At 48.1% G+C, this 25,787-nt stretch carries 25 protein-coding genes and 1 tRNA gene; 13 read left to right on the top strand and 13 right to left on the bottom strand.

Going from position 1 to position 25,787, the window contains the following annotated elements:
• Positions 1 to 146: 146 nt before the first annotated feature.
• The 3 genes from EL633_RS04620 (at position 147) to EL633_RS04610 (ending at position 2,957) form a co-directional block, all read left to right on the top strand.
• Positions 147 to 1,229 carry an ABC transporter ATP-binding protein gene (locus EL633_RS04620; protein ID WP_126626067.1) on the top strand — a complete coding sequence of 361 codons (1,083 nt, stop codon included), beginning with the start codon at positions 147 to 149 and terminating at the stop codon, positions 1,227 to 1,229.
• Between the two features lie 31 nt (positions 1,230 to 1,260).
• Positions 1,261 to 2,286 carry an ABC transporter ATP-binding protein gene (locus EL633_RS04615; RefSeq protein WP_126626066.1) on the top strand — a complete coding sequence of 342 codons (1,026 nt, stop codon included), beginning with the start codon at positions 1,261 to 1,263 and terminating at the stop codon, positions 2,284 to 2,286.
• A gap of 161 nt (positions 2,287 to 2,447) precedes the next feature.
• Positions 2,448 to 2,957: a vitamin K epoxide reductase family protein gene (locus EL633_RS04610; protein WP_126626065.1), complete on the top strand. Its 510-nt coding sequence runs from the start codon at positions 2,448 to 2,450 to the stop codon at positions 2,955 to 2,957.
• A 14-nt stretch (positions 2,958 to 2,971) separates the two neighbouring features.
• Here the strand turns inward: EL633_RS04610 and EL633_RS04605 are convergent, their stop codons facing one another.
• Genes EL633_RS04605 through EL633_RS04595 form a run of 3 tightly spaced genes read right to left on the bottom strand, consistent with a single transcriptional unit; the run spans position 2,972 to position 5,325 of the window.
• Positions 2,972 to 3,523 carry an MOSC domain-containing protein gene (locus EL633_RS04605; protein ID WP_161981945.1) on the bottom strand — a complete coding sequence of 184 codons (552 nt, stop codon included), beginning with the start codon at positions 3,521 to 3,523 and terminating at the stop codon, positions 2,972 to 2,974.
• Positions 3,524 to 3,563: 40 nt separating this feature from the next.
• Positions 3,564 to 4,355, bottom strand: coding sequence for an ABC transporter permease (locus tag EL633_RS04600; RefSeq protein WP_126626063.1), 792 nt, complete (start codon positions 4,353 to 4,355; stop codon positions 3,564 to 3,566).
• Between the two features lies 1 nt (position 4,356).
• Entirely contained in the window at positions 4,357 to 5,325 is a 969-nt protein-coding gene (locus EL633_RS04595) for an ABC transporter ATP-binding protein (RefSeq protein ID WP_126626062.1), read from the bottom strand.
• A 386-nt stretch (positions 5,326 to 5,711) separates the two neighbouring features.
• Here EL633_RS04595 and EL633_RS04590 point away from each other — a divergent pair, with 386 nt between their 5' ends.
• Together EL633_RS04590 and guaB are read left to right on the top strand one after the other, a co-directional pair.
• Positions 5,712 to 5,879 (top strand): lmo0937 family membrane protein, encoded by a 168-nt coding sequence (locus EL633_RS04590; RefSeq protein ID WP_126626061.1) that lies wholly within the window; start codon positions 5,712 to 5,714, stop codon positions 5,877 to 5,879.
• 355 nt (positions 5,880 to 6,234) lie between these two features.
• Complete coding sequence (gene guaB, locus EL633_RS04585; RefSeq protein WP_126626060.1) at positions 6,235 to 7,737, top strand: IMP dehydrogenase; 1,503 nt, start codon at positions 6,235 to 6,237, stop codon at positions 7,735 to 7,737.
• Positions 7,738 to 7,793: 56 nt separating this feature from the next.
• Here guaB and EL633_RS04580 read toward each other — a convergent pair whose 3' ends face one another.
• Complete coding sequence (locus EL633_RS04580; protein ID WP_126626059.1) at positions 7,794 to 8,327, bottom strand: N-acetylmuramoyl-L-alanine amidase; 534 nt, start codon at positions 8,325 to 8,327, stop codon at positions 7,794 to 7,796.
• Positions 8,328 to 8,620: 293 nt separating this feature from the next.
• On the opposite strand from EL633_RS04580, the gene EL633_RS04575 reads away from it, so the two are divergent.
• The 4 genes from EL633_RS04575 to EL633_RS04560 all read left to right on the top strand — a co-directional run bounded on the left by EL633_RS04575 (position 8,621) and on the right by EL633_RS04560 (position 11,057).
• Positions 8,621 to 8,986 carry a roadblock/LC7 domain-containing protein gene (locus tag EL633_RS04575; RefSeq protein ID WP_126626058.1) on the top strand — a complete coding sequence of 122 codons (366 nt, stop codon included), beginning with the start codon at positions 8,621 to 8,623 and terminating at the stop codon, positions 8,984 to 8,986.
• A gap of 61 nt (positions 8,987 to 9,047) precedes the next feature.
• Positions 9,048 to 9,542, top strand: a complete 495-nt coding sequence (locus tag EL633_RS04570; RefSeq protein ID WP_126626057.1) for a roadblock/LC7 domain-containing protein — start codon at positions 9,048 to 9,050, stop codon at positions 9,540 to 9,542.
• 15 nt (positions 9,543 to 9,557) lie between these two features.
• Positions 9,558 to 10,133 carry a GTP-binding protein gene (locus EL633_RS04565; RefSeq protein ID WP_126626056.1) on the top strand — a complete coding sequence of 192 codons (576 nt, stop codon included), beginning with the start codon at positions 9,558 to 9,560 and terminating at the stop codon, positions 10,131 to 10,133.
• 60 nt (positions 10,134 to 10,193) lie between these two features.
• Positions 10,194 to 11,057, top strand: a complete 864-nt coding sequence (locus EL633_RS04560) for a DUF429 domain-containing protein (RefSeq protein ID WP_161981944.1) — start codon at positions 10,194 to 10,196, stop codon at positions 11,055 to 11,057.
• Between the two features lie 9 nt (positions 11,058 to 11,066).
• Here EL633_RS04560 and EL633_RS04555 read toward each other — a convergent pair whose 3' ends face one another.
• The 8 genes from EL633_RS04555 to EL633_RS04520 all read right to left on the bottom strand — a co-directional run bounded on the left by EL633_RS04555 (position 11,067) and on the right by EL633_RS04520 (position 19,686).
• Positions 11,067 to 13,544 (bottom strand): AMP-binding protein, encoded by a 2,478-nt coding sequence (locus EL633_RS04555; RefSeq protein WP_161981943.1) that lies wholly within the window; start codon positions 13,542 to 13,544, stop codon positions 11,067 to 11,069.
• A 223-nt stretch (positions 13,545 to 13,767) separates the two neighbouring features.
• Positions 13,768 to 14,712, bottom strand: coding sequence for a DMT family transporter (locus tag EL633_RS04550; protein WP_126626053.1), 945 nt, complete (start codon positions 14,710 to 14,712; stop codon positions 13,768 to 13,770).
• A gap of 14 nt (positions 14,713 to 14,726) precedes the next feature.
• Positions 14,727 to 15,191: an HAD family hydrolase gene (locus tag EL633_RS04545; RefSeq protein WP_126626052.1), complete on the bottom strand. Its 465-nt coding sequence runs from the start codon at positions 15,189 to 15,191 to the stop codon at positions 14,727 to 14,729.
• Between the two features lie 314 nt (positions 15,192 to 15,505).
• On the bottom strand, positions 15,506 to 15,859 hold the full coding sequence (locus EL633_RS04540) for a GlsB/YeaQ/YmgE family stress response membrane protein (protein WP_126626051.1): 354 nt from the start codon (positions 15,857 to 15,859) through the stop codon (positions 15,506 to 15,508).
• Between the two features lie 175 nt (positions 15,860 to 16,034).
• Positions 16,035 to 16,466, bottom strand: a complete 432-nt coding sequence (locus EL633_RS04535; RefSeq protein ID WP_126626050.1) for a HEAT repeat domain-containing protein — start codon at positions 16,464 to 16,466, stop codon at positions 16,035 to 16,037.
• A 40-nt stretch (positions 16,467 to 16,506) separates the two neighbouring features.
• Complete coding sequence (locus EL633_RS04530) at positions 16,507 to 16,980, bottom strand: ribonuclease FAU-1 family protein (RefSeq protein ID WP_126626049.1); 474 nt, start codon at positions 16,978 to 16,980, stop codon at positions 16,507 to 16,509.
• A 143-nt stretch (positions 16,981 to 17,123) separates the two neighbouring features.
• Entirely contained in the window at positions 17,124 to 17,801 is a 678-nt protein-coding gene (locus EL633_RS04525) for a hypothetical protein (protein WP_126626048.1), read from the bottom strand.
• Positions 17,802 to 18,048: 247 nt separating this feature from the next.
• Positions 18,049 to 19,686: an ABC-F family ATP-binding cassette domain-containing protein gene (locus EL633_RS04520; RefSeq protein ID WP_161981942.1), complete on the bottom strand. Its 1,638-nt coding sequence runs from the start codon at positions 19,684 to 19,686 to the stop codon at positions 18,049 to 18,051.
• Positions 19,687 to 20,440: 754 nt separating this feature from the next.
• Here EL633_RS04520 and gad point away from each other — a divergent pair.
• Positions 20,441 to 21,838 (top strand): glutamate decarboxylase, encoded by a 1,398-nt coding sequence (gad, locus tag EL633_RS04515; protein WP_126626046.1) that lies wholly within the window; start codon positions 20,441 to 20,443, stop codon positions 21,836 to 21,838.
• A gap of 19 nt (positions 21,839 to 21,857) precedes the next feature.
• Complete coding sequence (locus EL633_RS04510; protein ID WP_126626045.1) at positions 21,858 to 22,583, top strand: type 1 glutamine amidotransferase; 726 nt, start codon at positions 21,858 to 21,860, stop codon at positions 22,581 to 22,583.
• A gap of 165 nt (positions 22,584 to 22,748) precedes the next feature.
• Here the strand turns inward: EL633_RS04510 and EL633_RS04505 are convergent, their stop codons facing one another.
• The gene (locus EL633_RS04505; protein ID WP_161981941.1) at positions 22,749 to 23,573 is read right to left on the bottom strand and encodes a sugar phosphate isomerase/epimerase family protein; all 825 of its coding nucleotides are present in this window, start codon (positions 23,571 to 23,573) and stop codon (positions 22,749 to 22,751) included.
• A 400-nt stretch (positions 23,574 to 23,973) separates the two neighbouring features.
• Between EL633_RS04505 and serS the strand changes: the two genes are divergently transcribed.
• The gene (gene serS / locus EL633_RS04500; RefSeq protein ID WP_126629338.1) at positions 23,974 to 25,254 is read left to right on the top strand and encodes a serine--tRNA ligase; all 1,281 of its coding nucleotides are present in this window, start codon (positions 23,974 to 23,976) and stop codon (positions 25,252 to 25,254) included.
• Between the two features lie 214 nt (positions 25,255 to 25,468).
• A tRNA-Ser gene (locus EL633_RS04495) sits at positions 25,469 to 25,552 on the top strand.
• Positions 25,553 to 25,787: the final 235 nt, after the last annotated feature.

Genomic DNA, 25,787 nt, shown 5'->3' with positions numbered 1-25,787 from the left:
TTTGCTCCTGGCTACCTTCTGCACCGGGCAGACAACGTCAATAGTGTAATATAGTGGATAGAAGTGTGGAATAGGTGGTGGCCTGGCAATTTCCGTCTCGATCCCATTGAACGAACTGAGCATTTTCAGCCAAAGGAGATGAGAATTTGAAGGAATATCTGCTAGACGTAAAGGATTTAAAGACCTATTTTAAGACGCGGAGTGGCTATGTACACGCAGTCGATGGGGTTAATTTCTCGGTGGCCCCTGGTGAAAAGGTGGCGATCGTGGGTGAGAGTGGGTGTGGCAAAAGTGTAACGGCCCTCTCAATCATGCGTCTTGTCGCGCAGCCACCCGGTGAATATATTGGCGGCGAGATCAACTTTGCTGGCCAGAATCTGTTGGACGTCTCAGAAAAAACCATGCGTAGTATACGCGGTGGTCAGATAGGCATGATCTTCCAGGATCCGATGGCCTGCCTCAATCCAACTATGACCATTGGCAAGCAGATCGCTGAAGGACTAAAGATCCATCTTAAACTTGGCCACCGTGAAGCTCGTGAGCGGGCGATTTCTTTGTTGGAGCAAGTAGGTATTTCAGCTGCGCGTGAGCGCATCGATGCCTTTCCACACCAATTTAGTGGTGGTATGCGCCAACGTGTTATGATCGCGATTGCCCTGGCCTGTAATCCGCAATTGCTGATCGCGGATGAGCCCACCACCGCCCTGGATGTAACTGTACAGGCCCAGATCCTTGAGTTAATTGATGGTATCTGTAAAGAACTGGGTACCTCATTGATTTTGATTACTCATGATCTTGGTGTCGTGGCTGGCATCGCTGACCGTGTCATCGTCATGTATGCTGGCAAAGTCGTAGAAGAAGCACCAACCGACCAGCTATTCGCGCATCCAACCCATCCCTATACCCTGGGACTCCTCTCGTCTGTGCCGCGTCTGGATGAAGATCGCCAGCAGGAGCTCAACACCATTGAAGGCTCGCCTCCTGACCTGCTACATCCTCCTACTGGTTGTCCCTTTATGCCTCGCTGTTCTTTCGCCCGTGTAGACTGTCAGCGTATGCCCGCGCTGGAGCCCCTTCCAGGCCAGCCCGCTCATCGTAAAGCCTGTTGGGCCGATGTCAATGATCCCAAACAGCAAGCGATAGCGCAACAGCGCCAGCAATCACGCCGTGCAGCCTTGCAGGAAGCCCTGAAGCCAGTTGGAGCCAGAGCCGCGCGAGATGATTCCTAAATCTGAGAGAGACACAGAGGAGGCAGTTATTATGGCCGAAACACTCGTCAGCAACCAGCTTTTGTTGGATGTTCGCAACTTGAAAATGTATTTTCCTGTCACGCGTGGCATCATCTTTCAACATACCGTTGGTAATGTACAGGCTGTGGACGATATCAGTTTTAGCATTGAACGTGGGCAGACGCTGGGTCTGGTTGGTGAAAGTGGTTCCGGTAAAACCACTATCGGTCGCACCATTGTGCGCCTCTACAAGCCAACCGCTGGCCAGATCCTCTTTTCTGGTCAGGATATGGGAACTATCCAGGACGATGCACTCTGGCAGATGCGCCGCCAGGTCCAGATGATTTTCCAAGATCCCTTTGCTTCGCTCAATCCCCGCTTCACTATTGGTTCCCTGATCGCTGAACCCATGCATATTTATAAAATGGGGACCAGGCAGGAGATTCGTGCTCGTACCGAAGAATTGCTAAGTGTGGTTGGACTGCGACCAGAATACATCGACCGCTATCCACACGAGTTCAGCGGTGGCCAGCGGCAACGCATTGCCGTTGCGCGTGCTCTCGCCCTTAATCCCGAGTTGATTATCGCTGACGAGCCAGTCTCAGCTCTAGATGTCTCGGTACGTGCGCAAGTATTAAATCTACTACGAAGACTGCAACGCGAGTTCAACCTGACCTATCTTTTTATCTCGCATGATCTCAGCGTTGTACGCCACGTTGCTGATCGTGTTGCCGTCATGTATCTGGGTAAAATCGTTGAGATTGCTGACCGCGACGAACTTTATCTTGCACCCAAACATCCCTACACCCGAGCCTTGCTCTCAGCAGTTCCCATTCCTGATCCGCAGATAGAGAAAAAGCGCCAGCGTATCATCCTTAGTGGTGACCTACCCAGTCCAATGAAGATACCCACTGGATGTCGCTTTCATACACGTTGTCCGATGGCGCAGGATATATGTCGGCAGGTTGAACCAGCCTTTGAAGCTAAAGAGGGGCATGAGCACTATGCCGCCTGCCATTTTTCCGAGCAAGTCACCTCGCCCATTGCAAAGCTATAACGGCCTGGCTATGATGAAGCATGGTGAGCGGTGACACAAAAAGACCATATTGACATGAAGTTTATTGACAGTTTGTGGAACTCAGCATATGCTATCTACAGAATGACGAGTGGCGAAGACTGTCTTGATGCTGAAACATACAGACAAAAAAAGAGGTACGAATGACGGATTTGCGTAGGTTTGGTGCTCAATTCACCTATCTTATACTATCAGTAATCGGCGTAGCGATCTCCATCTATTTAACCATTGCTCATTATGACAAAGTACCGGTTGTTTGCTCGACGAGCGGTGTGATTAATTGTGAGCGTGTTCTCTCCAGCTCCTTCTCGGTGGTACCCGGCACCTCGATTCCTATCTCGGTTCCGGGACTTCTCTGGTTTGTGGTGAGTGGTACGCTGGCCGTGCTGGCCTGGAAAGTCTGGCCTGAACGCCGCAACCTGAAGATTATCGAGACCGCCTGGTTCGGCCTTGGCGTATTGACCGCGCTCTACCTGGTCTATGCAGAGCTTGTCTATCTGCACAATATCTGTGCCTGGTGTACCGCGCTCCACGTGATCATGCTTGTCATGTTCCTGTTAGCGGTGTTCCAATTGATGCAGCCTGAGCCATATGAGGAAGAGTACGAAGAAGATGAGCTAGAAGTATCCCAGGTCAGTAGCCGCAGCAATTAAAATCTGTGCCATATTTACGGGAAAAGTTGTGGTTGTGTGAGCGCTGTGTCTGGTTGGATGCAGATCTGATCGCCAGCGCGCACACGTCCACCGCGTAAGATGCGGGCCATCATGCCAGCTTTAAAGCACTTTTTCCCTTGCTCTTTCGTTGTGACCGCCTGTAAGAGTTGTTCATGCATGCCGTTCAACTGCTTACACGGCGTCCGCACCTCTGTGATCTCAAGTAATGCCTCGCCAACCGACACATGTGTGCCCAGGGGCAACTGCATGACTGCCAGCCCCTGGACCGTAATATTCTCTCCCATCGCGCCCGGTCCTAACTGGATATCAACCTCAGCGATATCAGTATAAGACTGGACATCGACGAGTAGTACCTGGCGTTTATTTGGTCGATTGGGATATTTCCTGGCCAGATAGCGGTGGCGTACCAGTTTGCCTGCATGATAATCACCCTCGACGCCCCAATTGGCCTGTAGCATGATCTCATCCACTACTGGTTTGGGAAGTCCCGGTTGCTGATTACGACAGACGGCGACCACCGTCCCCGCCTCTGTACTACGCGTCATAAAATCCATCCTTACCCGTTCATCCTACACAAAAGATTCGTTACTCCCACTTAAACGTACGCATTGCCACAATCAGAATCACTACGGCCCACACTGCCAGCAGTATCATAGGATACACTGGAAGTGTTCCCCCGGCTGTCATGGTCTGTTGGAGCGCCTGCGTGAGCGCTGAGGCTGGCAAAAGTTGTGCCACTGCAGCGATTGGAGCGGGTAGATGCTCCAGTGGCAAGATGCCTCCACCCAGCAGGATGAAGACCAGGAAGAGCGCATTGGCACCAGCCAGTGTCATTTCGGCGCGTAACGCACCAGCCATAGCCAATCCAAGCGCTGAAAATGTAACGGTTCCCAGGGCCAGTGAGAGTAGCGCAAAGGGCAGTGAGCCGACTGGACGCCAGCCATAAAAAGCCACGGCCACCCCGATCAGGAGTAATACCTGGACAATTTCCAATACCAGAATTGAGATGATTTTGGCGATGATCAGTCGACTGCGCGATAGTGGAGAGCTCCCCAGGCGTTTGAGTACCCCATAGTAGCGTTCATAGGCGGTAGCGATACCCAGATTTACCATGCCCGCTGCCATAATCGCGATTGCCAGGATGCCAGGCAATAGAGATGTTGCCTTACTCTCGCCCTGCTTGACCGGAATAATATTGAGGGAAGCAAAGAAAATCAGGAGCATGACAGGAATAATCAAGGTGACCAGTACATTCTCGCCGCGCCTGCTGGTCAATAATAATTCATATTGCGTCTGCTTAAGAATCTGTCGTCCCGCTGATGCCGGAGTATTCCGCCGTGGCGCCGACTCAGTTGTTAAAGGTGTCTGTGTAGCCATGTTAGTCCCGTACCTCTGATCCAGTTAAGCGTAAGAAAAGATCTTCTAGAGAGCCATGGCCTACCCGTAGCTCCGATAGCGGAATAGCTTGATCCCGTAGCCATGTCGTCAGTTCGACGAGCAAGGTAGGAATATCGTCAGTCTCTATGAGATAGCTACCTGCCCGTACCTCTTCAGCCTTCTTGGCGGCAGGCAATGCCGCTAGCTTCCGGCAATCCAGGCCTTCTGGCGCCACAAAGCGCACGACATTCGCATTCTGTCCACCAGTCAGATTTCCCGGCGTATCCATGGCAATCAACTGGCCATGATCGATAATCGCCACTCGATCAGCCAGACGCTCCGCTTCATCCATTAAATGGGTTGTCAGCAAGATCGTCACGCCATTACGCTTTAGCTCGCGTACAATCTCCCATGTTGTCTGACGAGCCTGGGGATCCATACCTGCTGTCGGCTCATCCAGGAAGACCAATTCAGGATTACCCACCAGAGCCACGGCCAGTGCCAGCCGACGTTTCTGGCCACCCGACAAACGGCGGCAGCGCGTTTTAGCGGAATCGGTTAGTCCCACACGCTCAAGGAGGGCATCAACATCCTGAGGTTGCTCATAATAGCCCGCAAAGAGGCTCAGCACCTCACGAGCCGTCAAGGCTGGATACAGACCATCCTGTTGCAGCATTACCCCAATTCGTGGCTTTAACTCCTCAGCCTGCCGAACAGGATCAAGTCCAAGCACCCGAATTGTTCCCATATCAGGAGAGCGATAGCCCTCCAGCGTCTCGACCGTGGTTGTCTTACCCGCACCATTAGGACCGAGCAGAGCCAAAACCTCACCGGGTAGAACATGAAATGACAGCTTATCCACCACGCGGTGCGTGCCATAACTTTTACTAAAATTCTCAACGACAATGGCCGCCAGATCATCAAGAACCGCCTTAGCCGCCGCTGCCGTTGTCTGCGTATCAGCAGACATAAGAGTTACTCCTTTATATATAAAACCATTCTTTAAAACTAATCCTTAAAGTCATCCCTTGCCACCAGCTAAAATAAATCCCATCCAGAACCTGGAAACAAGAAATCCAGTAATCCTTTGTTAATAAAGTACAGCAGTTTTGGCAAGATGACAAGCTATAGCATTTCCAGAACGTGTGCCCAGCCAATCCCTCTCCTTTTCACAATGTAACCCATGTGAATGCGATTGGTTTTGTGCCTGATTATATCGCCATGCACACGCCGGTTCAGTACATCTATTTTGGTTAGCTATACGTATATATACTAGTTATATAATTAGCGTTCCTTGATAGACCGACGCTAAAGGTATTATTGTTTTTTGAGCCATTTGTCGAAGGAGATAATATCATGGTTGGTATTCTTTGGGCAGTCGTTGCCGTCCTCGTTGTCCTCTGGTTACTTGGATTTGTCGTCCTGCACGTTTCCAGCGCTTTGATTCATATCCTGCTGGTCATCGCCGTTGTTGTTCTGATCTACAACCTGGTGGTGGGTGCTCGCGGCCGCCGTACTTTATAAATAAAGGCTGGCGTTCCGGCATACCGGTAACGGATTAAAAAAAAGGTCCTCTCTGTTATATTAAGAGAGGACCTTTTTTTATATGTTTCTATGAAAGACATCCTGGTTATGCACCTTCTTATATCCGCAAAGGTCCTCCCAAAAAGAGATGCTAGAACGTAGATTTCGTAAGAATAGGTGATTGTGAGTGCATCTATTTGACGCTGCCCAATGCTAGATGTTACACTATCAGGAATTCTTAAATCGATTTGTCTCATAAATTGTCCAGGCGTGAGCCTGTTTTTAATCCAATGAAGGACCAGTACACGTTTTTTTGATGTGTGCTGGTGTTTTTTTAAGGAGGAAGTCTAAAACCATGTCTCTGGCACAGAATCCGGACTCCTTTGCCCAGAAGTTTGCTAAAGAAGGCCTCACATTTGATGATGTGCTGATTATACCAGCAGCCTCTTCTGTTCTTCCCCGCGAAGTCTCCACCCAAACACGTTTTACGCGAGAGATTAGTCTCAATATTCCTGTTGTTAGTGCCGCTATGGATACTGTTACCGAAGCTCGCCTGGCGATTGCTATGGCGCGTGAAGGTGGTATTGGCGTCATTCATAGTAATGCATCCATTGAATTTCAGGCGCAAGAAGTTGATAAAGTTAAGCGTTCTGAGTCTGGTATGATCACTGATCCGATCACGCTCGAACCTGATGCCGCCTTGAGTGAGGCGTTAATGGTTATGAAGCGCTTCCATATCTCTGGTATTCCTATTACTGAGCATGGTAGGCTGGTGGGTATCCTCACGAACCGTGACCTGCGCTTCGAAAACAATCCCGAGCGTCCAATTGTTGATCTTATGACCCGCGAAAATCTGGTAACCGTTCCTGTTGGCACAACTCTGGAGCAGGCCCGCGAAATTCTCCACCGTAGCAAAGTTGAAAAACTTCCTGTTGTAGACGACAATGGCATGCTCAAAGGCCTGATCACGATGAAGGATATTCAGAAAAAGATTCTGTATCCAAATGCGTCCAAAGATGAATTTGGCCGTTTGCGTGTTGCCGCCGCCGTCGGTGTTGGTCCAGATTCGCTGGATCGTTGTGCCGCTTTGGTTGAAGAGGGTGTTGATGCACTTGTTGTAGATACATCGCATGGACATTCGCGAATGGTTATTGAGCGTGTGGCCCAGATCAGCGATCGTTTTGGTAAAAAAGTCCAGCTTGTCGCTGGTAATGTCGTGACCGCCGAGGCTACTGAGGCTTTGATCCAGGCTGGTGTTGATGCTGTGAAGGTTGGTATTGGTGCAGGCTCTATTTGTACCACACGTATCATCTCAGGCGTTGGTATGGCCCAGATTACAGCCATCTATGATTGTGCCGCCGTTGCTCGCCGCTATAACATTCCGATCATCGGTGATGGTGGTATCCAGTATTCGGGTGATATCGCCAAGGCTATTGTTGCTGGTTCTGACACCGTTATGTTAGGTAGCCTGCTGGCCGGTGTTGATGAGAGCCCGGGTGAACTGATCATCTCACGTGGTGAGCGCTTCAAAGACTACCGTGGCATGGGATCAATTGGTGCTATGAAACAGCGTAGTTACAGCAAACATCGCTACTTCCAGGGTGAAGTGGATGAAAGCGAACTGATCGCCGAAGGTATCGAGGCCCGCGTCCCTTATAAAGGTATGCTTGGACCCCTCGTTTATCAACTGGTAGGAGGCTTACGTCAGGCTATGGGTTATGCTGGTGCAGCCACCATCAAGGACATGCAGGAGTATGCGCAGTTTACGCGTATTACCAATGCCGGTCTACGTGAGAGTCATCCACATGATGTCATGATCACCAAAGAAGCCCCGAATTATGGTACTAAGAATCGTTAAGTTACTAAGATGGAAGAGAGGCATCCACTGGATGCCTCGTCCCTTCTGTTTACGTACTATTTAAGCGTGCTCGGACAGCTCAGAAACGCAAAGAGTTCATCCCAGGGATACGGGCCAGGGCAAAAACTGCGGTGTACAGGATCCATTGAAGAGTGTCCTGTGATCCCACCAGAGGCGTCGGCCTTCCGCTTAGGAATCTGGTGACGATCACAAATACGCTGGATAAGTTGGAAACTCACTAGTTTTTGGATGTCTGTGAGTTCATCCGAGTTATCCCGATGTGGTTTGACATGTTCGATTGAGATCGTCACATTATTTGGATTGAGACTGCGCGACCACCAGTGATCATGACCTTCAGTGACACCGCCATTTCCCCAGGCACCATCGTGTTCACGTACCGATTGCACAATGACACCATCGCGACCAATTGTGTAATGGGTGCTGACATCAGCTTGTTGGAAATAATTCCCAACCTCTTCAGCGCTTGTAAAACCAGCGGTACCATGCACGATTATCCAGCGGGGACGATGTCCAACGCGCTTCGGAAAGTAGTTGTTTGAAGGAATCCATAATGCCTGTTGTTCATCCATAAATGCTCCTTGGACTACTAGTGCTTGTTATCATAGCCGCCTGTATGCGGCGTGCACGCTTGTCTGCCATTGTATCTTTATTGTACAGCAAAGATGGTTTGGTATGTCTGGCACGTGAGAAAAAAGAATCGCGGGCAGGACGAGATAAAGCCTTTTCCACAGGGTCAGCATGATTGATGGACATTAGCCAAGATGTCCCAAAGCATTGCGCTCGCATAGGACATCAGTTAGAATAACAAGGGTCCCAGACTCACTACCAGGAACAAGATCGCAACCACAACGTGGAGGGAAGAATGGTTGATCTAAAACAGATGCTGAGCCGCTTCTTAGCAATACCAGGTGTCCGACAAGCAATTCTCGTTGGCCGTGATGGTCTTATGATCGAGGGTATGACGAGAGATGGCAAAGAGGACATGGATGCGGTAGGTGCAGTGACAACGACAAGCTTTAGTACCGCTGAAGCATTGGGACAAGAGATAGGGCGGGGAAGTGCGGTGGGGTTGCTCTTGGAATATGAAAATGGTTTAGTGAGTGTTGATCCCCTGGGAGATTTTGCTTTAATGGTCACACTCTCAGATAATGCCTCGAATATTGGTCGCGTACGCCATCTGGTTAAAGCGAGCCGTAACGAAATTCTTGAGGCTCTAGATATAGCTTAGCGCAACATAAAATGGTGTATTATACCTTATGCCAGACGTGTACACGGAGGGCGGCGCGTCCATGGAACAATTAACAAATCTTATCATTTCTGATCGCGAACTTGCTACAATTTCAGCTGTCTTGTTGAAGTTGATGAATGATACCAATGCCACATCGGCCATGCTGCTCGATAAAAGTGGCCAGGTTGTTGCCGTGCAAGGAACAGGTACACGTCGCAATGCAACAACACTAGGAGCACTGCTCGCAGGTGTTTTTTCATCATCACGAGAGGTTGCTAAACTTCTTGACGAAAAAGACTTTCGCAATATCTTTCAGCAGGGGGTGCAGGAAAACATCTACACCACCATGGTCGAAGAGCAATGGCTTCTGGTAATTATTTTTGACAAGCTAACGCATATCGGCCTGGTTAAAGTTCTTTCGAAAAAAGCTTCTGATGAACTTGGACGCACCCTGGAGCGTGTGCGTAGCGATACAACGCGTACAAAATCTTCGGTGCTCAATCTTCAGTTTCGCTCGTCTGTTGAAGATACCATCGATCTGCTTTTCCGCGATTAGAGGAACCTATCTCTTATGGCTCTCATCAACATTGCTACCCATGAGATCCACTGTAAGATTGTGTATTACGGCATTGGATATTGTGGGAAGACAACGAATTTGCAGCATGTGCATAAGAGCATTAATCCCAATGCCAGGGGTGACATGCTCTCTATTGCCACGGAGACAGAGCGTACTCTGTTCTTCGATTTCCTGCCTCTGGACCTTGGGACCGTGCACGGCTTCCGTACACGTTTCCATCTCTATACTGTACCAGGGCAAGTTTTATATGAACGCACCCGTCTCGCTGTTCTGAATGGCGCAGACGGAATTGTATTTGTCGTCGATTCTCAGGCTGAGAAGTTCGAGGAAAACGTTCAAAGTATAGCTGAGCTAGAAATGAACATGCGCCGCATCGGGAAGAATATGGCGAACTTCCCGCTGGTCATCCAGTGGAACAAGCGTGATATGCCGAATGCCCTGCCGGTAAATGCTCTGGAACATTACCTGAATCGCCGTCGTTTTCCAAGCTTTGAAGCCGTGGCTTCTGATGGGCGTGGAGTGTTTGCCACGTTACGCGCAATCAGTAAGAATGTGATGGCTCAATTGTAATATTTATTTCTTTAGCTCTTTATGCTATTTGCGTGTGGTAGGGAAAGGGGTATAGCGCCGTTGAGCACAGATGTGCAAGCGATTCCTATTTTTGGTCTGGATTTTACCAGTGCCCCCTCCCGCCGCAAGCCGATTACCTGTATGCACTGTCAACTAAAGGCTACTACACTCATTGTAGAAGATTGCCTGCTCTTCTCCCAATTTAGCGCGTTTGAAGACTTCCTCCAGCAGCCTGGACCCTGGTTACTCGCCTGTGATTTTCCTTTCGGTCAACCCCGCCAGTTGATCACAAACTTACACTGGCCCACCGACTGGTCTGGCTATGTCGATGTTGTTAGCAACATGGATAAAGCCACTTTCAATCAGCTTTTGATTTCTTATAGCAAGGAAAGACCAGCTGGAGACAAGCTTCATCAACGTCTGGCTGACAGACTGGCACATGCAATCAGTCCAATGATGATGTATCGTATCCCGGTCGGCAAAATGTTTTATGAAGGTGCCCCAAGACTTTTGCGGTCCGGTGCCAGTATTCTCCCATGTTATCCTCGGTCCGACAGTCGCTTGATCATCGAAGGTTATCCGGCTCTGGTAGCGCGTCGCTGGCTTGGGAAGCGCAGTTATAAAAGTGATGAGCGAGCCCGTCAAACGGCCGAGCTTCAGCAAGCTCGCACCGAGCTGTTACAGAGCCTTCGTTCTCCCGCTTTACAAGACACCTATGGCATCCAGCTTGAGATCAGTAGCCAACTATGCCAGCAGCTCATTGTTGATCCTATGGCCGATCAGCTTGATGCCCTTCTCTGTGCCATCCAGGCTGCATGGTCATATACTCAGCGTCATCAGGATTATGGCATTCCCCGCGGCTTTGACATAGACGGTTGGATCGTTGATCCTTTGACGCTCCAACTTTTCAGCAAAGATAGCTGAAAAGAATGGCTATAGCATTATCATTGCTTGTTGGATTTCCTTTGTTGCTAATTCTACGGGAACTTGTTTGGAGAAGCGTAGCGGCTTGCCAATTTTTACCCAGATAGTTTTTCTGCATTTGGGAAGATTTTCGAGTAGCGCTTCATCCATTGGGGGGAATATGTCGCGATAGGCAGGATCAATTTTAATTGGCACTACTGGAACATGCATGTGGGTGGCGATAAATCCGATGCCGGATTTAAATGGTTGCAGTGTCCCATCCTGAGAAATACCACCTTCTGGCGCGATCAAGATGGAGAAGCCATTATCCAGAAATTCGCCTGTCTGCTCAAGGGAAGCTTTGATATTCTGTTTGGCATCAAAAGGAAATCCACTACCCCAAAATTCGACAAAAAATTGTCTCCAATCGCTCCATAAAGCGCGAGTGGCGGCTATCACCAGCTTCTGACGAATAGCTATTGGTAATGCACGTACCGCGCACACCGCATCCATTACCCCCATATGGTTAAAATAAAAAACGGCTGGTAGGTCTAAACCAGGCAGATTTTCTTTTCCGCTAATTTCCAGAGGAACAAAAAGCGCGTGGAGTGGAAATACCAGTATATTTTGCAGAAAGACTCGTGCTTTTACAATCAGTGGATGGTAATTGAATGCATGAAATGGCAGAGCCTCAGAAACAGTTTCCGCATTTTTAATCAGATCCCTTAATTGTGTGACCGTGGTCTGTTCAGTAATGCCTGTTTCTTTAATCGCCACTCCTAATTCTTGCTCGATTAAAGAGAAAAGTTCCACCCGCTGTAATGAATCTAAGGCCAGATCGGTTGCCAAAAGATCTGTGTCTTTAATCCGTGAAATTGGGATTTTCTTGACCTGTGCTATGAGTGAGCGGAGAGTAACATTTTTGGCTACCTCGACCACTACAATCTTCTCTGCATGTCCTGCAAGGATCGCAGCAACTTTGGCTCGATCAATCTTTAAAATCGGCGTGCGCGGAAAATCATCATGTTCCCAGGCAGTCCATGCCAGTATTTGTTCATGCGAAGAAAGCTGCTGATTCACTTGACGTATAATCTCATTGAGCTTCTGGGGATATTTTGTGAGTACAGCTGCATGCACCCTTTCTCCTTCCTCTTTTTTTATCCCAACCACACAGGCTTCGCGTACAAGTGGATGCGCATTCAATTTATTCTCGATATCTTCCGGATAGACCTTCTCACCTCCAGGCAAAACAATTCTCAATGCCTCTCGGCCAGTGATATACAGATATCCCTCGGCATCGAACCTGCCAATATCTCCTGTCCTGTACCAACTGTTACAGAAGGCTTGCTGCGTCTTTGCCATATCTTGAAAATAGCCACTGGAAATATTGGGACCGCTGGCGATAATTTCATGTGTGATAGGATCGAGCTGTATGTGTATGCCTGGTAACGGCTTTCCCACTGATCCCAAACGCCTGGCTGTGGGAGTATTAATGGTCAAAATCGCCGTGGTTTCTGTGGCTCCATAGCCTTCGTAAATCTCGATGCCAGTATGTTCCCACTTTTGAGCCAGTTTGTTGTTCAGAGGAGCAGAACCACAGCCGAAGAATTGGAGATGTTTTCCTATGCGCTGGCGCATTTGATAAAAGATCCTTCTTCTCATCCAGCGAGGAAGAAACGCAGCAATAGCCTGGAGCTTCGACCAGATATATTTTCGTCCTTTTTTCTCTATCTCGCGTTCTATTCCCGTCATCAGTAGTTGTAGTAATTGAGGGACAATGGCTACCGAGGTAATCCTATGTTTGCGCAGCGCATCGATAATGGTCACCTGATTGATGCGTTCCAGATAGGTCACCGTATCTCCTCTTTGAAACACAGCCAAAAAATCAACCACCTGCTCAAAGGCATGCGAAAGTGGTAATAGCGACAACATTCTGTATTCTGCTTTAAATGGAAATGTCTGGCACAGCGCGTTCACATTAGCTAAAAAATTCTCGTGGCTTAGCAATACTCCCTTTGGAGTGCCCGTAGTACCAGAGGTAAAGGAGATTTCTGCAAGATCAGCGGGACAAATTTCAGGAAACTCGTCAAGTTCAGGTAATGGCTGGACGTGTTCAAGGAGATCTTCAAGATCGTAACTCTGTGTAACTGTATCAGGAAAACTGCCTGCCAGGAGCTTGCTTTTAAAACCCAGTTTACAGCGTGAGGTAGTGACAAAAAGCTGGAGTGTTTCTTCTGTTGTGCGCATATCAATGGGGACAGCTACAATTCCCAGGAGCCAGCAGGCGAAATAGAGGATTGGATATTCAGGCATGTTTACTGACCAGATCGCTACTGTATCGCCTTTTTTGAGCTTATGTGCTTGCAAGAAAGTCGCAGTTTTTAAGGACAGGGAGTAGATATCCGCGAAGCTGAATTTTTTTGTGCGAAAGTCGCGTTTCACTTCATAGGCAATGCGTGCGTTATGTTGGTGAGCATATTCCTTGAGAAATTGGCCTAAATTATTCATCAATCCATCCCCTCTATAACGCATTGCCATGAAGAAATAATAGTGTGGAGAGCTGGTGGTATTTATGTAGCTACTCTTTCCCACATTTATGAGAGAAAGAGTAGTTTACAAAAAGGATAGTTAGCTGCTATCACAATAGTGTCACAGCCGCTATATACTGATTACCGAAGCTGTCACAGCAAAAAATCTAGCCTGACTTGCGCTTTAGATCAGCCGATGGCTATCAGAGTAGCACGCTGATAATGCCACCTAATGTTATCAGGACGCCGATTATTGTGCTTAGAGAGGGAATATCGTGCAGAAATATGACGCTCAAGGCAATGCCCATTGTTACCTCCTGTGTGGCAATCAGGTTGGCATAGGTAGCATGGACTTTACGCAGGGCTGCATTATATAAAGTGTGTCCAAGCCCTAGCGGGAAGATGCCTAGGGCCGCAATCGCTCCAAGCGCAGGGAGTGGGTAAGGATGTTTGAAGGCAAAGAATAGGGTGATGGGCAGTAGCCAGAGAGCAGCCAGACCATAAACATGGCTGGTATAGCGAAATAAAGGATGGCGTGCGCGTTCACTGCGGCCCATGATTGAGTAGATACCGTAGCACAGCCCTGATAGCAGAGCCAGACCATCCCCTAGAATCATGCACTGTCCATTGAGCGTACAACTGGTATAGTGTGGCTCAAAGCCTGCCATAATCGCTACACCAACGACTGCTATTAGTATGCCAAACAGCTTGCGTACAGGTAGCGTTTCTCGCAAGAATAACCAGGAGAAGAGCGTAACAAAGATGGGTGAGGTATACGTTAGCGCCAGGCTATGGGCTGTGGTTGTATAGTTTAGCGACGCGATATAGAAAAAGAAATGCAGTGCTGTCACCAGTCCATAGCCGATAAAGCGTGGAAGCTGCTGGCGATTGATGCGCATACTTTGATGGGTCAGCCATCCCAGGACTGTTACCAGTAGCGCCGCAATCGCCAGTCGCCAGAAAGCAATCTCAACCGCATGAAATGGTTGTGACCAGCGGATAAATACCGGGCTGGTCGCGAAAAATAGTACAGCAACAACTACATAGAGCAGGCCAGTGCGTTGGGTAGAAGCGTTGGTAAGATCCTGTCCAGACGAGCCTGAGGTGTTTTCATGCTCGGTAGTGTTGTCGGTTGAGCGCGCTTTCATAAACGCATTCTATTCTAGCCACGTAAAGTAGCAATCAGACGATTTGGCTTCAGCAGCAGATCAATTGCATTTAATGGTCCATAGGCAATGACATCCGCCCCCTGCATTGTGCGGGTCGCCACACCTTCGGGCGTAATAACAGCGATACCAATCACAGCCAGGCGTAACATGCTCGCATCATTGACACCATTGCCAAACGCAACCACCGTTGCTGGTACTAAATTTTGCACATAGCGCATCTTCTCATCGCCATGATGAATTTCACGCACAGGAAAGCCCAGTGTATGCTCAAGTTCAGCCAGCTTGCCATGGGTTCCTGAAGTGATAAGATGAATCGAGAGGTGTTCTGATAACGTCTTGAGCCGATCGCTAGCTCCAGGTATTGCTGCACCATCGACAGCGAGGGTCCCATTTACATCGAAGACTGCATGCTGCAGTTCAATGACACCACGTTGGGGAATCTCAATCTTCATAGCCAATTGTTTGTCTCTCCCTCAAACAGAAATATTGTTTAAAGCATAACGTACCGGAGATCCTTGTGCAAGTTTCTGACATCACTGTCATTCTGGATCAGCGAAGCAACTACTACGTTGAATAGTGGGGATGCAGGGAAAATAAATCTTTATTCTGGTGGATACCACATAAAGTATACGATAAAAAATAAAGAAACGCCAGAAACAGATTTCTGACGTTTTCTTGTAGAACCAACAGGAGTGATAAGATTTTCATATGATTATTAGTACAACTCAATCTTTCCTGTATCGGTATCATTATGCAAGCGATTATAGCTATTTTAGAAAAAACGACGGCGACGACGTGGGCGGCGAACATAGCTAGCGCGGCGGCGATAGTAGCGGTCATAGCTGGGGCGATAAACACGGCGATAAGCCAGTCCACTCCAGAGAGCTACCGCAATGGCTGCGACGATCAAAGAAGTAAAGAGCGGTGCGCCGCCAACATAGACGTCATTGGAAATATGCAATCCAAGTAGTCCGATAATAACGAGCATGGCGATAAAGCCAATAATAGTTGCTCCAATGATTCCATCACCTGCCCGGCGGCGAGCAATAGCCTCTCCAATGAAAGCGCCAACTATAGCAATAATAAACCAGATAATTAAATCCACAATAGTAAAACTTATGTGCATTTTAGTGACCTCCTTGTTGATTCGTTTAGATTATTCCAATTGTTTTTAGTACGTATTGTCTAGCTTTTTAGCTTCATTTTGTGCTCAGAAAAAGCTCATCAAAACAAATCGAGGCTTGGATTGCGTAAGCTACGCAATCCAACGCACAATTGCAGAGGTTACCTGTCAGTAGATCTCAACTAATGGCATACAGACGTGGGGGTGGAGTCGTTTGCATTTCTTTTGTTTCGCCCATGCCAGCCAGTGCTAGCGAGGCCGAGAGGCGCACAGCTCGGGATTGATGTTGCTGCTGTGACAGCTTTTGGAGCAGAGGAACGGTATACTGATCCTGAAGTTGCGTAATAAGCCAGACAACGGCTTCGCGTTCATCTACATCAGTGCGTTGGAGTGAACGGACAAGCTGGAAGGCAAATAGCTTGCCAAATTCTGCCTGACAGAGGTGCAGGCAATGTTGCATGTCCCTGGTTGACAGGGGGCTATGAAGGGTCAAATCAATTAACTCGCGTATCTTACTGTGAAGATTTTGACGAGACTCAAGCTCTAAAACGTTCCAACCGTATTGTGTATTATGTGTTGATTGGAGCGGCCTGGCGTCCCATTTTTCCATCAAGATATGTCCTTTCCGGGGCATGGTAAGAGCCCTGAAGCTACGAAAACTCCACCAGACTAGAAAAAGCTTCTTGCCGTTTTTCTAGCATCTGGAGCAACATCTGTAATCCGTGTTGCGCACCCTGGCGCTGTTCAGTACTTAGCTGCGAAGTAGCCGTGAATTCATCCTCATCAAGCAGGAGCGGCTTCCCCGTTGCATCGACCCAGAGATCCAGCAGTAGATCTATCTGTTCAATATGACCTGTGCGAAACCGGGCAGGCTCGGTAACATTGCAGTACCAACCTTTACGTTGACCATCTTGATTAATGATATCGAAGATATTAAACCAACGATCCGTATAGTAGTATTCCACAAAACGATCACCACTCTCAAAACGGGTGTAGCCCAGATCTTTTGTTTCCATCGCCCAGTTGGCCAGAACAACTGCCCGCTGTGCTGAACGCTCAAGTACCGTGCCCGTATAGCGAATCTTCTCAATCCCCTGTGGATCCAACTTAATAACGGTAATCATGAAGCCTCTCTACGCTAAAATGGCCCAACAAATGTTGGTACAAACAGTTTATAGTGTAGCCTAAATCTACCTAATATTCAATGGCTGTAAAGGGATAAAGTGGAATGCATTATACCTGAGCGTCCAAATACAATTCTTCGTGCCTAGCGCGCCAGATCTCTAAAATCAGGTGGCGGATTGGAACGTCTGCTCGATGACCACGGATTTCTGGTTTGTTGATTGTAGAAATGGGCTATCTGTACCTCTGAGAATTCTTTGGGATGGTGTTTTTCTTGCCATGCGATTACTTTTGGAATGCTCCACCAGAGTAGCAGGGTCACAAGCCAGAAGGCACCCCCAATTCCAAGCATGATCCCTGCATCAGACCAATCATTCTCAAAATAACTTTTAGGGTGTTGTTGATATTGAAACGTCTCAAAAGCTTTCAGCTGATTCCCATTTTGATCTGTAATGGCCAATCGTAGGATGTGATGATCATTGCCACCATTAGCTGTAGAACTATCTATATCACTGTATACCAATGAAAGCGTGGCATCTTGCAAATCCGTTGTTGAAAAATAAGAGGTAAATTCAGTCAATTCTGCTTGATAAATATTCTGTGAGTACTGGTCCTGGAATGAATATCTGGTACTTCGCGTACTTGTAAAAATGGTGTATGCATGCAGATCCCTGTAATGATAGACAACCATATGAGACTTAAAGCCATAGAAAAGTCCGATAATAATGAAGATGGTACCAGTAATAATGCGGCCTGTATTACTCAAGATGGCAAATGCTATCAGGCGAAGTATGGCATCGCCAGTGCCACGTTTGTAGATCATAAAATAAAGTTACATCCTTGCTAAAGAAAATAAAATCCTAGAAATGATACAAAATACCACTACTAAAGGGCCAGGTTGCATAAAGATTATATTTTGTATCATTTTTGACGGACTATAGAAGCAGAAGTAACTATATTTAGTGTAAATATACTAAATTTCTATTCAAAGGAAAAAACAGGTTCTGAAACGCTGTATTTGTGCTCAGATTGTAGCGTTTCAGAACCTGTTTGAGGGCTATATATTTTGATCAGACACACAATAGCTTTTCACTATAGTAGGAGTAGTTGCCTGGATATATGCGAACTGTACAATTGTCTTCAATGGCGATAATTTTCGTTGCCAGTTTGTCCAGAAAGTAACGGTCGTGCGAGATCATCAGCAGGGTGCCATCGAACTGCTGTAGTGCCGTTTCCAGTACTTCCACGGATGGAATATCCAGATTATTGGTTGGCTCATCCAACAAGAGAAAGTTGGCGTCAGTGAGCATCAGGCGTGCTATCTGTAGCCGACTCTTCTCGCCGCCGCTTAAATTTCCAATCGTGTTGTACATATCCCGATACGAGAAGAGTAAACGATGCAATAGCGCAATCGCATTGCTCTCACTCATATTTTTCAAGCGTGTCACAAATTGGATTGGTGTCTGCTCAAATGGTAGCGTCTCCTGTTCCTGGGAATAGTAGCCGGGAATAATACTCGGACCAATCTTGACCTGCCCCTGTTGGATTGGGCGCAGGTTCAGCAGTGTTTTGAGCAAAGTGGACTTGCCACTCCCATTCGCACCTACAATTCCGATGCGTTCGCCGTGCATAATCGTTAGATCAAATGGTTTGCAGAGCAAGCGCTGCTGGACCGATATTCCCAGTCCTTTAATCTCCAATACCTTTTTACTGCTGCGCTCAGGATCCAATTGTACCTTCATCTTATTGCGCACCAATACCGGTTTCTGGGCCAGATCCTCTTTAATACGCGCGATGCGTTTCTCCATATTATGCATGCGACCAGCAAATTTATCATTCAATTTGGCCCACTCGCGCAACTGTACCAGACTGGCCTCAAGGCGCTTGATCTCATCCTGTTGAGTCAGGTAATATTCATAGCGTTGCTGCAAGCGCAACTGGCGCTCTTTTACATAGGTCGTGTAATTTCCTATATACGTATCGATCGAACCATCCTCTAATTGGAAGATTTTTTTGACTGTATGATCCAGTAGATGACGATCGTGTGAAATGATCACGACCGTGCCTGGATAGTCCTGGATATAGTCCTCAAGCCATCGTTTGGCTTCCATATCCAGATGGTTATCGGGCTCATCCAGTAAAAGCAGGTCAGGCGTTTGCACCAGGATTCTGGCCAGATTAACCAGCTTTTTCTCACCGCCACTTAGCGAGCCAATCTTCTGGTCATAGTAACTGTCGTCCAGACCCAGACCGGTCAGGACGGCCTTCGCTTTGTGCTCAACCATATAGCCGCCGAGCGCTTCAAAGCGTTCTTGTGCCTTGCCATAGGCATCCAGCACCTTTTCAAGCGCATCCGCATCACTGGCGATGGCCGGATCGGCCATTTGTTTTTCAAGTTGTTGTTGATAGTGAAGATGAGCGGTAAATTCGTCTGAGACCTCTTGCACTACCTCAAAGATCGTTTTTGTATATTGGCGTGGATCAACTTCTTGCGAGAGATGTCCTATTGTCAGGCGCCGTTTGCGTGAGATCGTGCCTTCGGTGGGACTATCCAGATCGGCCATTAAGCGTAGTAGGGTCGATTTTCCACAGCCATTTTCGCCTACCAGACCAATTCGTTCACCGGTGAGAACCTCTAAATCCAATTGATCGAAGACCGCATTGCCAGCATAATCCTTGCTGACTTTGGAGAATTGTACTAATAACATCGTGTATCTTCCTTCTGATCCAGCGGAGCAGCACACATAAGGATAGGGTGGGCTGCATACAATGATTGGGTATACATTGGACAGCATCAAGGTAGGGGAGAGAACCTGGCCATTGGCTGCAGAGGGAAGAAGGGACGATGATAGAATCAGCGTAGCTTCACTGATCAGGTAGAAGAGGAGTACAGAAAAGAAGAAACAAACCTACAACTCACGATGAGTGAGCGTACGTCATTCACGACATCAGCACTGCTTTCCACCGCATAAGCAAATGTCCAGGCTTATGCGGCGCGCACATGTGTGATGGCTTGATAGGAGTAGTGGTAAGCCAGAAACTGAGCAATTTTATCTTGCTCGGCGCGGCAAATTGTTTCGTTTCTCATAACATAAAAATATTACCTGATCAACAGAACAAAGTCAAGCTTTTGTTGGAGGAGGACAGGGCTTTTTCATTTTCGTCTTCCTGGCGCCTACGGCGCCGGAGTCTGGTGTGGTGTGTGTTCTGTGGGCGGCCGCGGCCACCCACAGAACACACACCACACCAGAAATACTCTGTATATGATTTGCCTGACAGTTACTCCCAGCTGAAAATGAAAAAGCCCTGGGAGGAGGAGGCATATCCGAAAACTCCGCTTAACTTTTATGCTGCATAACCACGTTGCATTCTCACGCGTCTATATTGTGAGGCTTACTTTTGTGAGTCTCTATACAAACGAGAACATATCTTTTAAATATATTTTATAGCGAGGAAATTGCAATGTTGTCGAAAAAAGTGAATGCGCAGGAGCATGATCGGGACAACGAGACCGATCTGACACCCACGTATGGAACGCGTTTCTTAAATGAGAGCGTGCCACGCTATGAATTGCCAGAGCATGAGATGCTACCCCGTACGGCATATACCCTCATCCACGATGAGTTAATGCTTGATGGTAATTCGCGTCTAAATCTTGCGACGTTCGTGACCACCTGGATGGAGCCAGAGGCGCGTCAGTTGATGATAGATACCTTCGATAAGAATATGATTGATAAGGATGAGTATCCTCAGACCGCCGAAATTGAGAAACGTTGCATCAATATTCTTGCGCGCCTGTGGAACGCTAAAGAAGATGATGACGCGATTGGGGCCTCGACAATCGGGTCAAGTGAGGCTGCGATGCTATGTGGTATGGCGCTCAAATGGCACTGGCGAGCGCGTATGCGAGCGGCCGGGAATGCTACGGATAAACCGAACCTCGTCATGGGTATCAATGTCCAGGTATGCTGGGAGAAGTTCGCCCGTTACTGGGAGGTCGAGCCGCGCTATGTGCCTATGGAGCCAGGTTGCTACCATCTGACAGCAGACGAAGTCGGCAAGTATTGCGACGAGAACACCATTGGCGTGATTACTATTCTCGGTAGCACCTTTGATGGTAGTTATGAACCGATCAAGGCAATAAGTGCGGCACTGGACCAGCTACAGGCCGAGAAGGGACTGGATATCCCTATCCACGTTGATGCCGCGAGCGGTGGTTTTGTGGCTCCATTTATTCAACCCGACCTGGAATGGGATTTTCGTGTCAATCGCGTGGTGTCGATTAACGCGTCCGGTCATAAGTATGGTCTTGTCTATCCCGGGGTTGGTTGGGCCATCTGGCGTAACCAGGAGGTCTTACCGGAAGAGCTGGTTTTTAAGGTGAATTACCTTGGTGGTGAGATGCCAACGTTTACGCTGAATTTCTCACGTCCAGGCAACCAGATCGTGGCGCAATACTATAATTTTCTCCGCCTGGGGAAAGAGGGCTATACGCGTATTCAGCAAGCGTGCCATGATACCGCCTTATATCTCTCTAGCGAGATCGCGAAGATGGGTCCATTCGAATTGATTTCAGATGGGAGCCAGCTCCCCGTGTTTGCCTGGAAGTTGAAAGAGGAGACCAACTTTACCCTGTTCGATCTATCTGATCGGCTTCGCTACACCGGCTGGCAGGTGCCTGCCTACGCCATGCCGAAGAATTGTGAGGACCTCGTTGTCCAGCGCATCGTAGTAAAAGAGGGCTTTAGTCGTGATATGGCGCATATCCTGTTGCGCGATGTACGTAACGCGTTGCACTACTTCGCGTCACAGCCAGGACACGTTAAGAAAGAGCAGGGATCGCATTTTGCGCATCTCTAACAGGTGAAGGAACAACGTTATGCCTGATAAGAAGCACGTGCTTGTGCTGCAACATTTTCGCGAGAACCCACCGGGACGGGTTGGGAATCTTCTGGACGAACATATGATTCCCTATGATTTGATTCATGTCGGGCAGGACGCCTTGCCCGATCCGGCTGCTTATGGGGCTATCATTGTGCTGGGCGGGACCCAGCACCTGTATGATAAGTCCCACTATCCCTACTCTGTTCACGAAGAAATCTACATTCATAGAGCGATTAAGGATCGTGTCCCGTATCTGGGTATGTGCCTGGGTGGGCAGTTACTGGCAAATACGTTTAAAGCACCGGTTCGCAAGTTGCCGAAAGAGCATATCGGTTTTTTGGGCATAGAGTTCACAGAGGCTGGTCAGAAAGATCCACTGTATCACGGCCTGCCAGGTCATCAACAGGCATTTCAATGGCATGAAGATTGTTTCGAGTTGCCACATGGAGCGGTCTCGCTGGCGCATCATGAGGATGGCGCGAATCAGGGATTTCGCTATCTCAATTCAGCGTATGGGTTGCAGTATCATATCGAGCTTACAGAAGAGATGCTGGATCAATGGCTGCATGATCCTGCCTTGAAACAGGAATTCATAGCCGCATATGGCATCGAGCAATATGAGAAAGTAGAGCGAGAGGCGGTTGAGCTCTATCCTACTTATGCGAGCCACGCGCAGATACTGGTTGAGAACTTCTTGCGGCTGAGTATGTTGATTCCATAGTATGGTATCCTCCGGTGGTGCTAAAAAACAGCAATGAGCTGTCCATTACTTGCGAATTTAGAAAGCCATGGGAGGTATGTTTGGTGCGCGACCATGTCCGCGCGCCAAACATACCTCCCATACATATGGCGTTAGTGATAGATGGTTATTGATGAAGAAGAGATATTACCAGAGGTGCTGGCGAATCTGATTCAGGCTATCGTGGAGTTGTTGCATATGGACTTCGTTGTCTATGGTGAGGGCAGGTGATTCGAGGCTGATGTTACCGCTAAAGTTTTTGGCTTGTAGCTGGCTAAAAAAGCGTTCAAAATCGATATGGCCTTCGCCAGGATGCAGATAGCGGCGCTTACCATTCACAAATGGTTGTCCGTTTGAGTCTTTAATGTGGACATGGTTGGTACGCTGGTCCTGCCATAGCCAGGGGGTGGCAAATACAGTGTCGAGCTGCTGGTAGTTGGCAAGGAACTCTGTATCCAGTCCAAAGTGACTACGCGGTTCATGTTCAAGGGCACGCTGTAGATTGGTCAATGGATCAAAATGGCGACCAGGGATACTCTCCAGGGCTAACTCAATACCATGGCGTTCGGCAACGTCATAGCACTGTCGCAGGAGCGACAAATTATTGTCCAGATTATCATCAAGCTCAGGCCAGTTCCATAAATGCAATACCAGGATTTTACAGCCCAGTAGACTAGCCAGACGGCAGTTCTCGGCCAACAACTCCACTCCCCGTTCGCGTTCAGCCAGATCTGGCTGACCCAGAGCTGTACCAATAGCTTTTTCCGTATGCATCGCTGGAAAGCGCAATCCGGTACCTGTCAGTTCCTTCGCGATCTCCTCAATCTGTGCATACCATGAAGGATAGAACATGACCTCAAAGCCATCGACATCTAACAAGGGACCATATTTAATGATAGCGCCATAACCAGTCAGATCGGGATAGCGGCTAAAAACTCCAGTCGAGCAAAGCAATTGTACTGATTGACTCATGCAAATTATCCTCTTCTTAATCAGGACAGAATAGATGTGTTCTTCTGATAAGTGTCTGATTCCCACGAAATCCATGGTACGTCGATTGCTGTCTTCGCACCTCTGGCGCTCCAACATTTTTACCTGCGCACCTCTGGCACTCCAACATTTTTACCTGTGGTGTTAAATCGTGCGCAATGCGCACGATTTAACACCACAGGTAAAAGAAGCATGGGCCCTTCAGGGTCCGAGTGCGGCTGATTGTCTGTTCCACGATGAGAGCAGAATTTAAACACTATTCTAGCCATTGTATGTTTTTCTGAAGCTTGGACGCAAACAAACGAGCCTGTAATACCCGTGAGAGAGGATCAACAGTACCATAAAACAGATAAATCTTATGCCCTATGCTATACTAAAACATATGCTGAGTTTGGATTTTATTTGCCAGCATCCTGACATTGTCCGTGATGCGCTACAAAAGCGTGCTGATGTGCGCGATATAGATGAGATACTGCGTTTAGCCGAGCAGCGTCGCGGTCTAATTGCGCAGCGAGACGGCTTGTATGCGACCTTGAAGCAGCAGAAAGAGGTTGTACGTACCTTGCCGCAAGATCAGCGTTTCAATGTCAATAGTCAGATCAAAACTCTTACTGAGGAGATCAGTAAGCTAGAGCTCCAGAAAGCTGATCTGGACACACGTTTACAGATGCTGCTGTTGATGCTTCCTAATATACCTCATGAGAGTGTTCCGGTTGGCACTGCGAACTCTGTGGATGACACCATGCATCAATGGGGAGAACCCCTTGATCCTCGGCATCTGCACTTTGAGTTACTGCCACATTGGGTATTAGGTGAGCAGCTGAAGATCATCGATGCGGAAATGGGCGCACGTATAGCTGGTAGCCGGTTTGTGCTTTTAAAAGGTGCTGGTGCCCGGATGGAGCGCGCCCTTATCTCGTTGATGCTGGATGTCCACACCCGTGATCACGGCTATACAGAGATCATGCCGCCGCAACTCGTGAAGCGTTCAGTTATGGTGGGCGCTGGTCAGCTCCCCAAGTTTGAAGACCAGACGTATAGTTGTACTGAAGACGCACTCTATCTCAATCCAACGGCTGAAGTGCCATTGGTTGGTATGCATAGCAACACAATCCTGGCGCTTGACCTTTTGCCTTTGCGCTACGTCGCGTGGACGACCGCCTTTCGTCGTGAGACTGGCTCTGCCTCGCGTCATACAAGAGGCTTACTGCGTTTACACCAGTTTAATAAGGTTGAACTTTTTCAATATTCCGAGCCACAAAAATCCTATGCGACACTCATAGACATGGTGCAGCATGCGGAAGCCATCTTACAATTGTTAGAGTTACCATATCGCGTTACCAGCCTCAATACCGCGCATCTCCCATTTTCCGCCGCCAAAACCTACGATCTTGAAGTCTGGATGCCTGGTATAAACGATTATATAGAAGTTTCATCTGTGAGCAACTGCGAAGCCTTTCAAGCGCGGCGAGCCAATATCAAGTATCGCCATGGTCCCAATAACAGGACCAGCTATGTCCATACCCTGAACGGATCTGGTTTGGCTGTGGGGCGGACTATGGCGGCAATTCTGGAGCACTATCAACAAGCTGATGGTTCGGTTGTTATACCAAAAGTATTGCGTCCCTATATCGGCGCATCTCTACTAGTTTCTTCTACGTAGTAATTAGTAAGAGGTACAATATATTTATTACCTGATAACGCGTACAAGCAGGAGGTACCAGAAGGAAGACTCATTCTCTCGCTGCAGGTGGGAAAAAGCTTTAGACGGTACGGGCCAGGCAAGGGAGCAGCAATTTTTAGAGATGTTACGAAATTCGCTAAAAATTGCAAAAAAACCCCTTCACAAGTCGGGACAGTTGTGATATATTATCTGCGGAAGGATGGCAGAGTGGACTATTGCGGCTGTCTTGAAAACAGCTGGGTGATGAGCCCCGGGGGTTCGAATCCCTCTCCTTCCGTGCTAGAGCAGATAGTATATATGTCTGCTCTAGATTTGTCTTTAAGAGCTTTTGCCCCACACGTGCCAGGGATATCGTGTCTGCCCCTGTTGTATCTGGCCGCTATCCATGCTACCAGCCAATCTCAAGGAGCTTTAGGGGAATCTATTCTGTCCACACAGATTGGTATGGAATGTCAAAAGTAGTAGTTGACTCTCATGCGCTGTAGTCTATGTATCCCGAAAGAAATTTCAGC

It is taken from the genome of Dictyobacter alpinus (assembly GCF_003967575.1).
In the GTDB taxonomy this organism is placed as follows: domain Bacteria; phylum Chloroflexota; class Ktedonobacteria; order Ktedonobacterales; family Ktedonobacteraceae; genus Dictyobacter; species Dictyobacter alpinus.
The sequence above is the reverse complement of the archived record's forward strand: the minus strand, read 5'-3'. Positions and strand labels throughout refer to the sequence as shown.

What these genes read in the sequence shown, in the direction of transcription:
- EL633_RS04615 (WP_126626066.1), top strand. Translation starts at nt 1,261, where the DNA reads ATGGCCGAAACACTCGTCAGCAACCAGCTTTTGTTGGATGTTCGCAAC.
- EL633_RS04610 (WP_126626065.1), top strand. Translation starts at nt 2,448, where the DNA reads ATGACGGATTTGCGTAGGTTTGGTGCTCAATTCACCTATCTTATACTA.
- EL633_RS04605 (WP_161981945.1), bottom strand. Translation starts at nt 3,523, where the DNA reads ATGACGCGTAGTACAGAGGCGGGGACGGTGGTCGCCGTCTGTCGTAAT.
- EL633_RS04600 (WP_126626063.1), bottom strand. Translation starts at nt 4,355, where the DNA reads ATGGCTACACAGACACCTTTAACAACTGAGTCGGCGCCACGGCGGAAT.
- EL633_RS04595 (WP_126626062.1), bottom strand. Translation starts at nt 5,325, where the DNA reads ATGTCTGCTGATACGCAGACAACGGCAGCGGCGGCTAAGGCGGTTCTT.
- EL633_RS04590 (WP_126626061.1), top strand. Translation starts at nt 5,712, where the DNA reads ATGGTTGGTATTCTTTGGGCAGTCGTTGCCGTCCTCGTTGTCCTCTGG.
- guaB (WP_126626060.1), top strand. Translation starts at nt 6,235, where the DNA reads ATGTCTCTGGCACAGAATCCGGACTCCTTTGCCCAGAAGTTTGCTAAA.
- EL633_RS04580 (WP_126626059.1), bottom strand. Translation starts at nt 8,327, where the DNA reads ATGGATGAACAACAGGCATTATGGATTCCTTCAAACAACTACTTTCCG.
- EL633_RS04575 (WP_126626058.1), top strand. Translation starts at nt 8,621, where the DNA reads ATGGTTGATCTAAAACAGATGCTGAGCCGCTTCTTAGCAATACCAGGT.
- EL633_RS04570 (WP_126626057.1), top strand. Translation starts at nt 9,048, where the DNA reads ATGGAACAATTAACAAATCTTATCATTTCTGATCGCGAACTTGCTACA.
- EL633_RS04565 (WP_126626056.1), top strand. Translation starts at nt 9,558, where the DNA reads ATGGCTCTCATCAACATTGCTACCCATGAGATCCACTGTAAGATTGTG.
- EL633_RS04555 (WP_161981943.1), bottom strand. Translation starts at nt 13,544, where the DNA reads ATGAATAATTTAGGCCAATTTCTCAAGGAATATGCTCACCAACATAAC.
- EL633_RS04550 (WP_126626053.1), bottom strand. Translation starts at nt 14,712, where the DNA reads ATGAAAGCGCGCTCAACCGACAACACTACCGAGCATGAAAACACCTCA.
- EL633_RS04540 (WP_126626051.1), bottom strand. Translation starts at nt 15,859, where the DNA reads ATGCACATAAGTTTTACTATTGTGGATTTAATTATCTGGTTTATTATT.
- EL633_RS04535 (WP_126626050.1), bottom strand. Translation starts at nt 16,466, where the DNA reads ATGGAAAAATGGGACGCCAGGCCGCTCCAATCAACACATAATACACAA.
- EL633_RS04530 (WP_126626049.1), bottom strand. Translation starts at nt 16,980, where the DNA reads ATGATTACCGTTATTAAGTTGGATCCACAGGGGATTGAGAAGATTCGC.
- EL633_RS04525 (WP_126626048.1), bottom strand. Translation starts at nt 17,801, where the DNA reads ATGATCTACAAACGTGGCACTGGCGATGCCATACTTCGCCTGATAGCA.
- EL633_RS04520 (WP_161981942.1), bottom strand. Translation starts at nt 19,686, where the DNA reads ATGTTATTAGTACAATTCTCCAAAGTCAGCAAGGATTATGCTGGCAAT.
- gad (WP_126626046.1), top strand. Translation starts at nt 20,441, where the DNA reads ATGTTGTCGAAAAAAGTGAATGCGCAGGAGCATGATCGGGACAACGAG.
- EL633_RS04510 (WP_126626045.1), top strand. Translation starts at nt 21,858, where the DNA reads ATGCCTGATAAGAAGCACGTGCTTGTGCTGCAACATTTTCGCGAGAAC.
- EL633_RS04505 (WP_161981941.1), bottom strand. Translation starts at nt 23,573, where the DNA reads ATGAGTCAATCAGTACAATTGCTTTGCTCGACTGGAGTTTTTAGCCGC.
- serS (WP_126629338.1), top strand. Translation starts at nt 23,974, where the DNA reads ATGCTGAGTTTGGATTTTATTTGCCAGCATCCTGACATTGTCCGTGAT.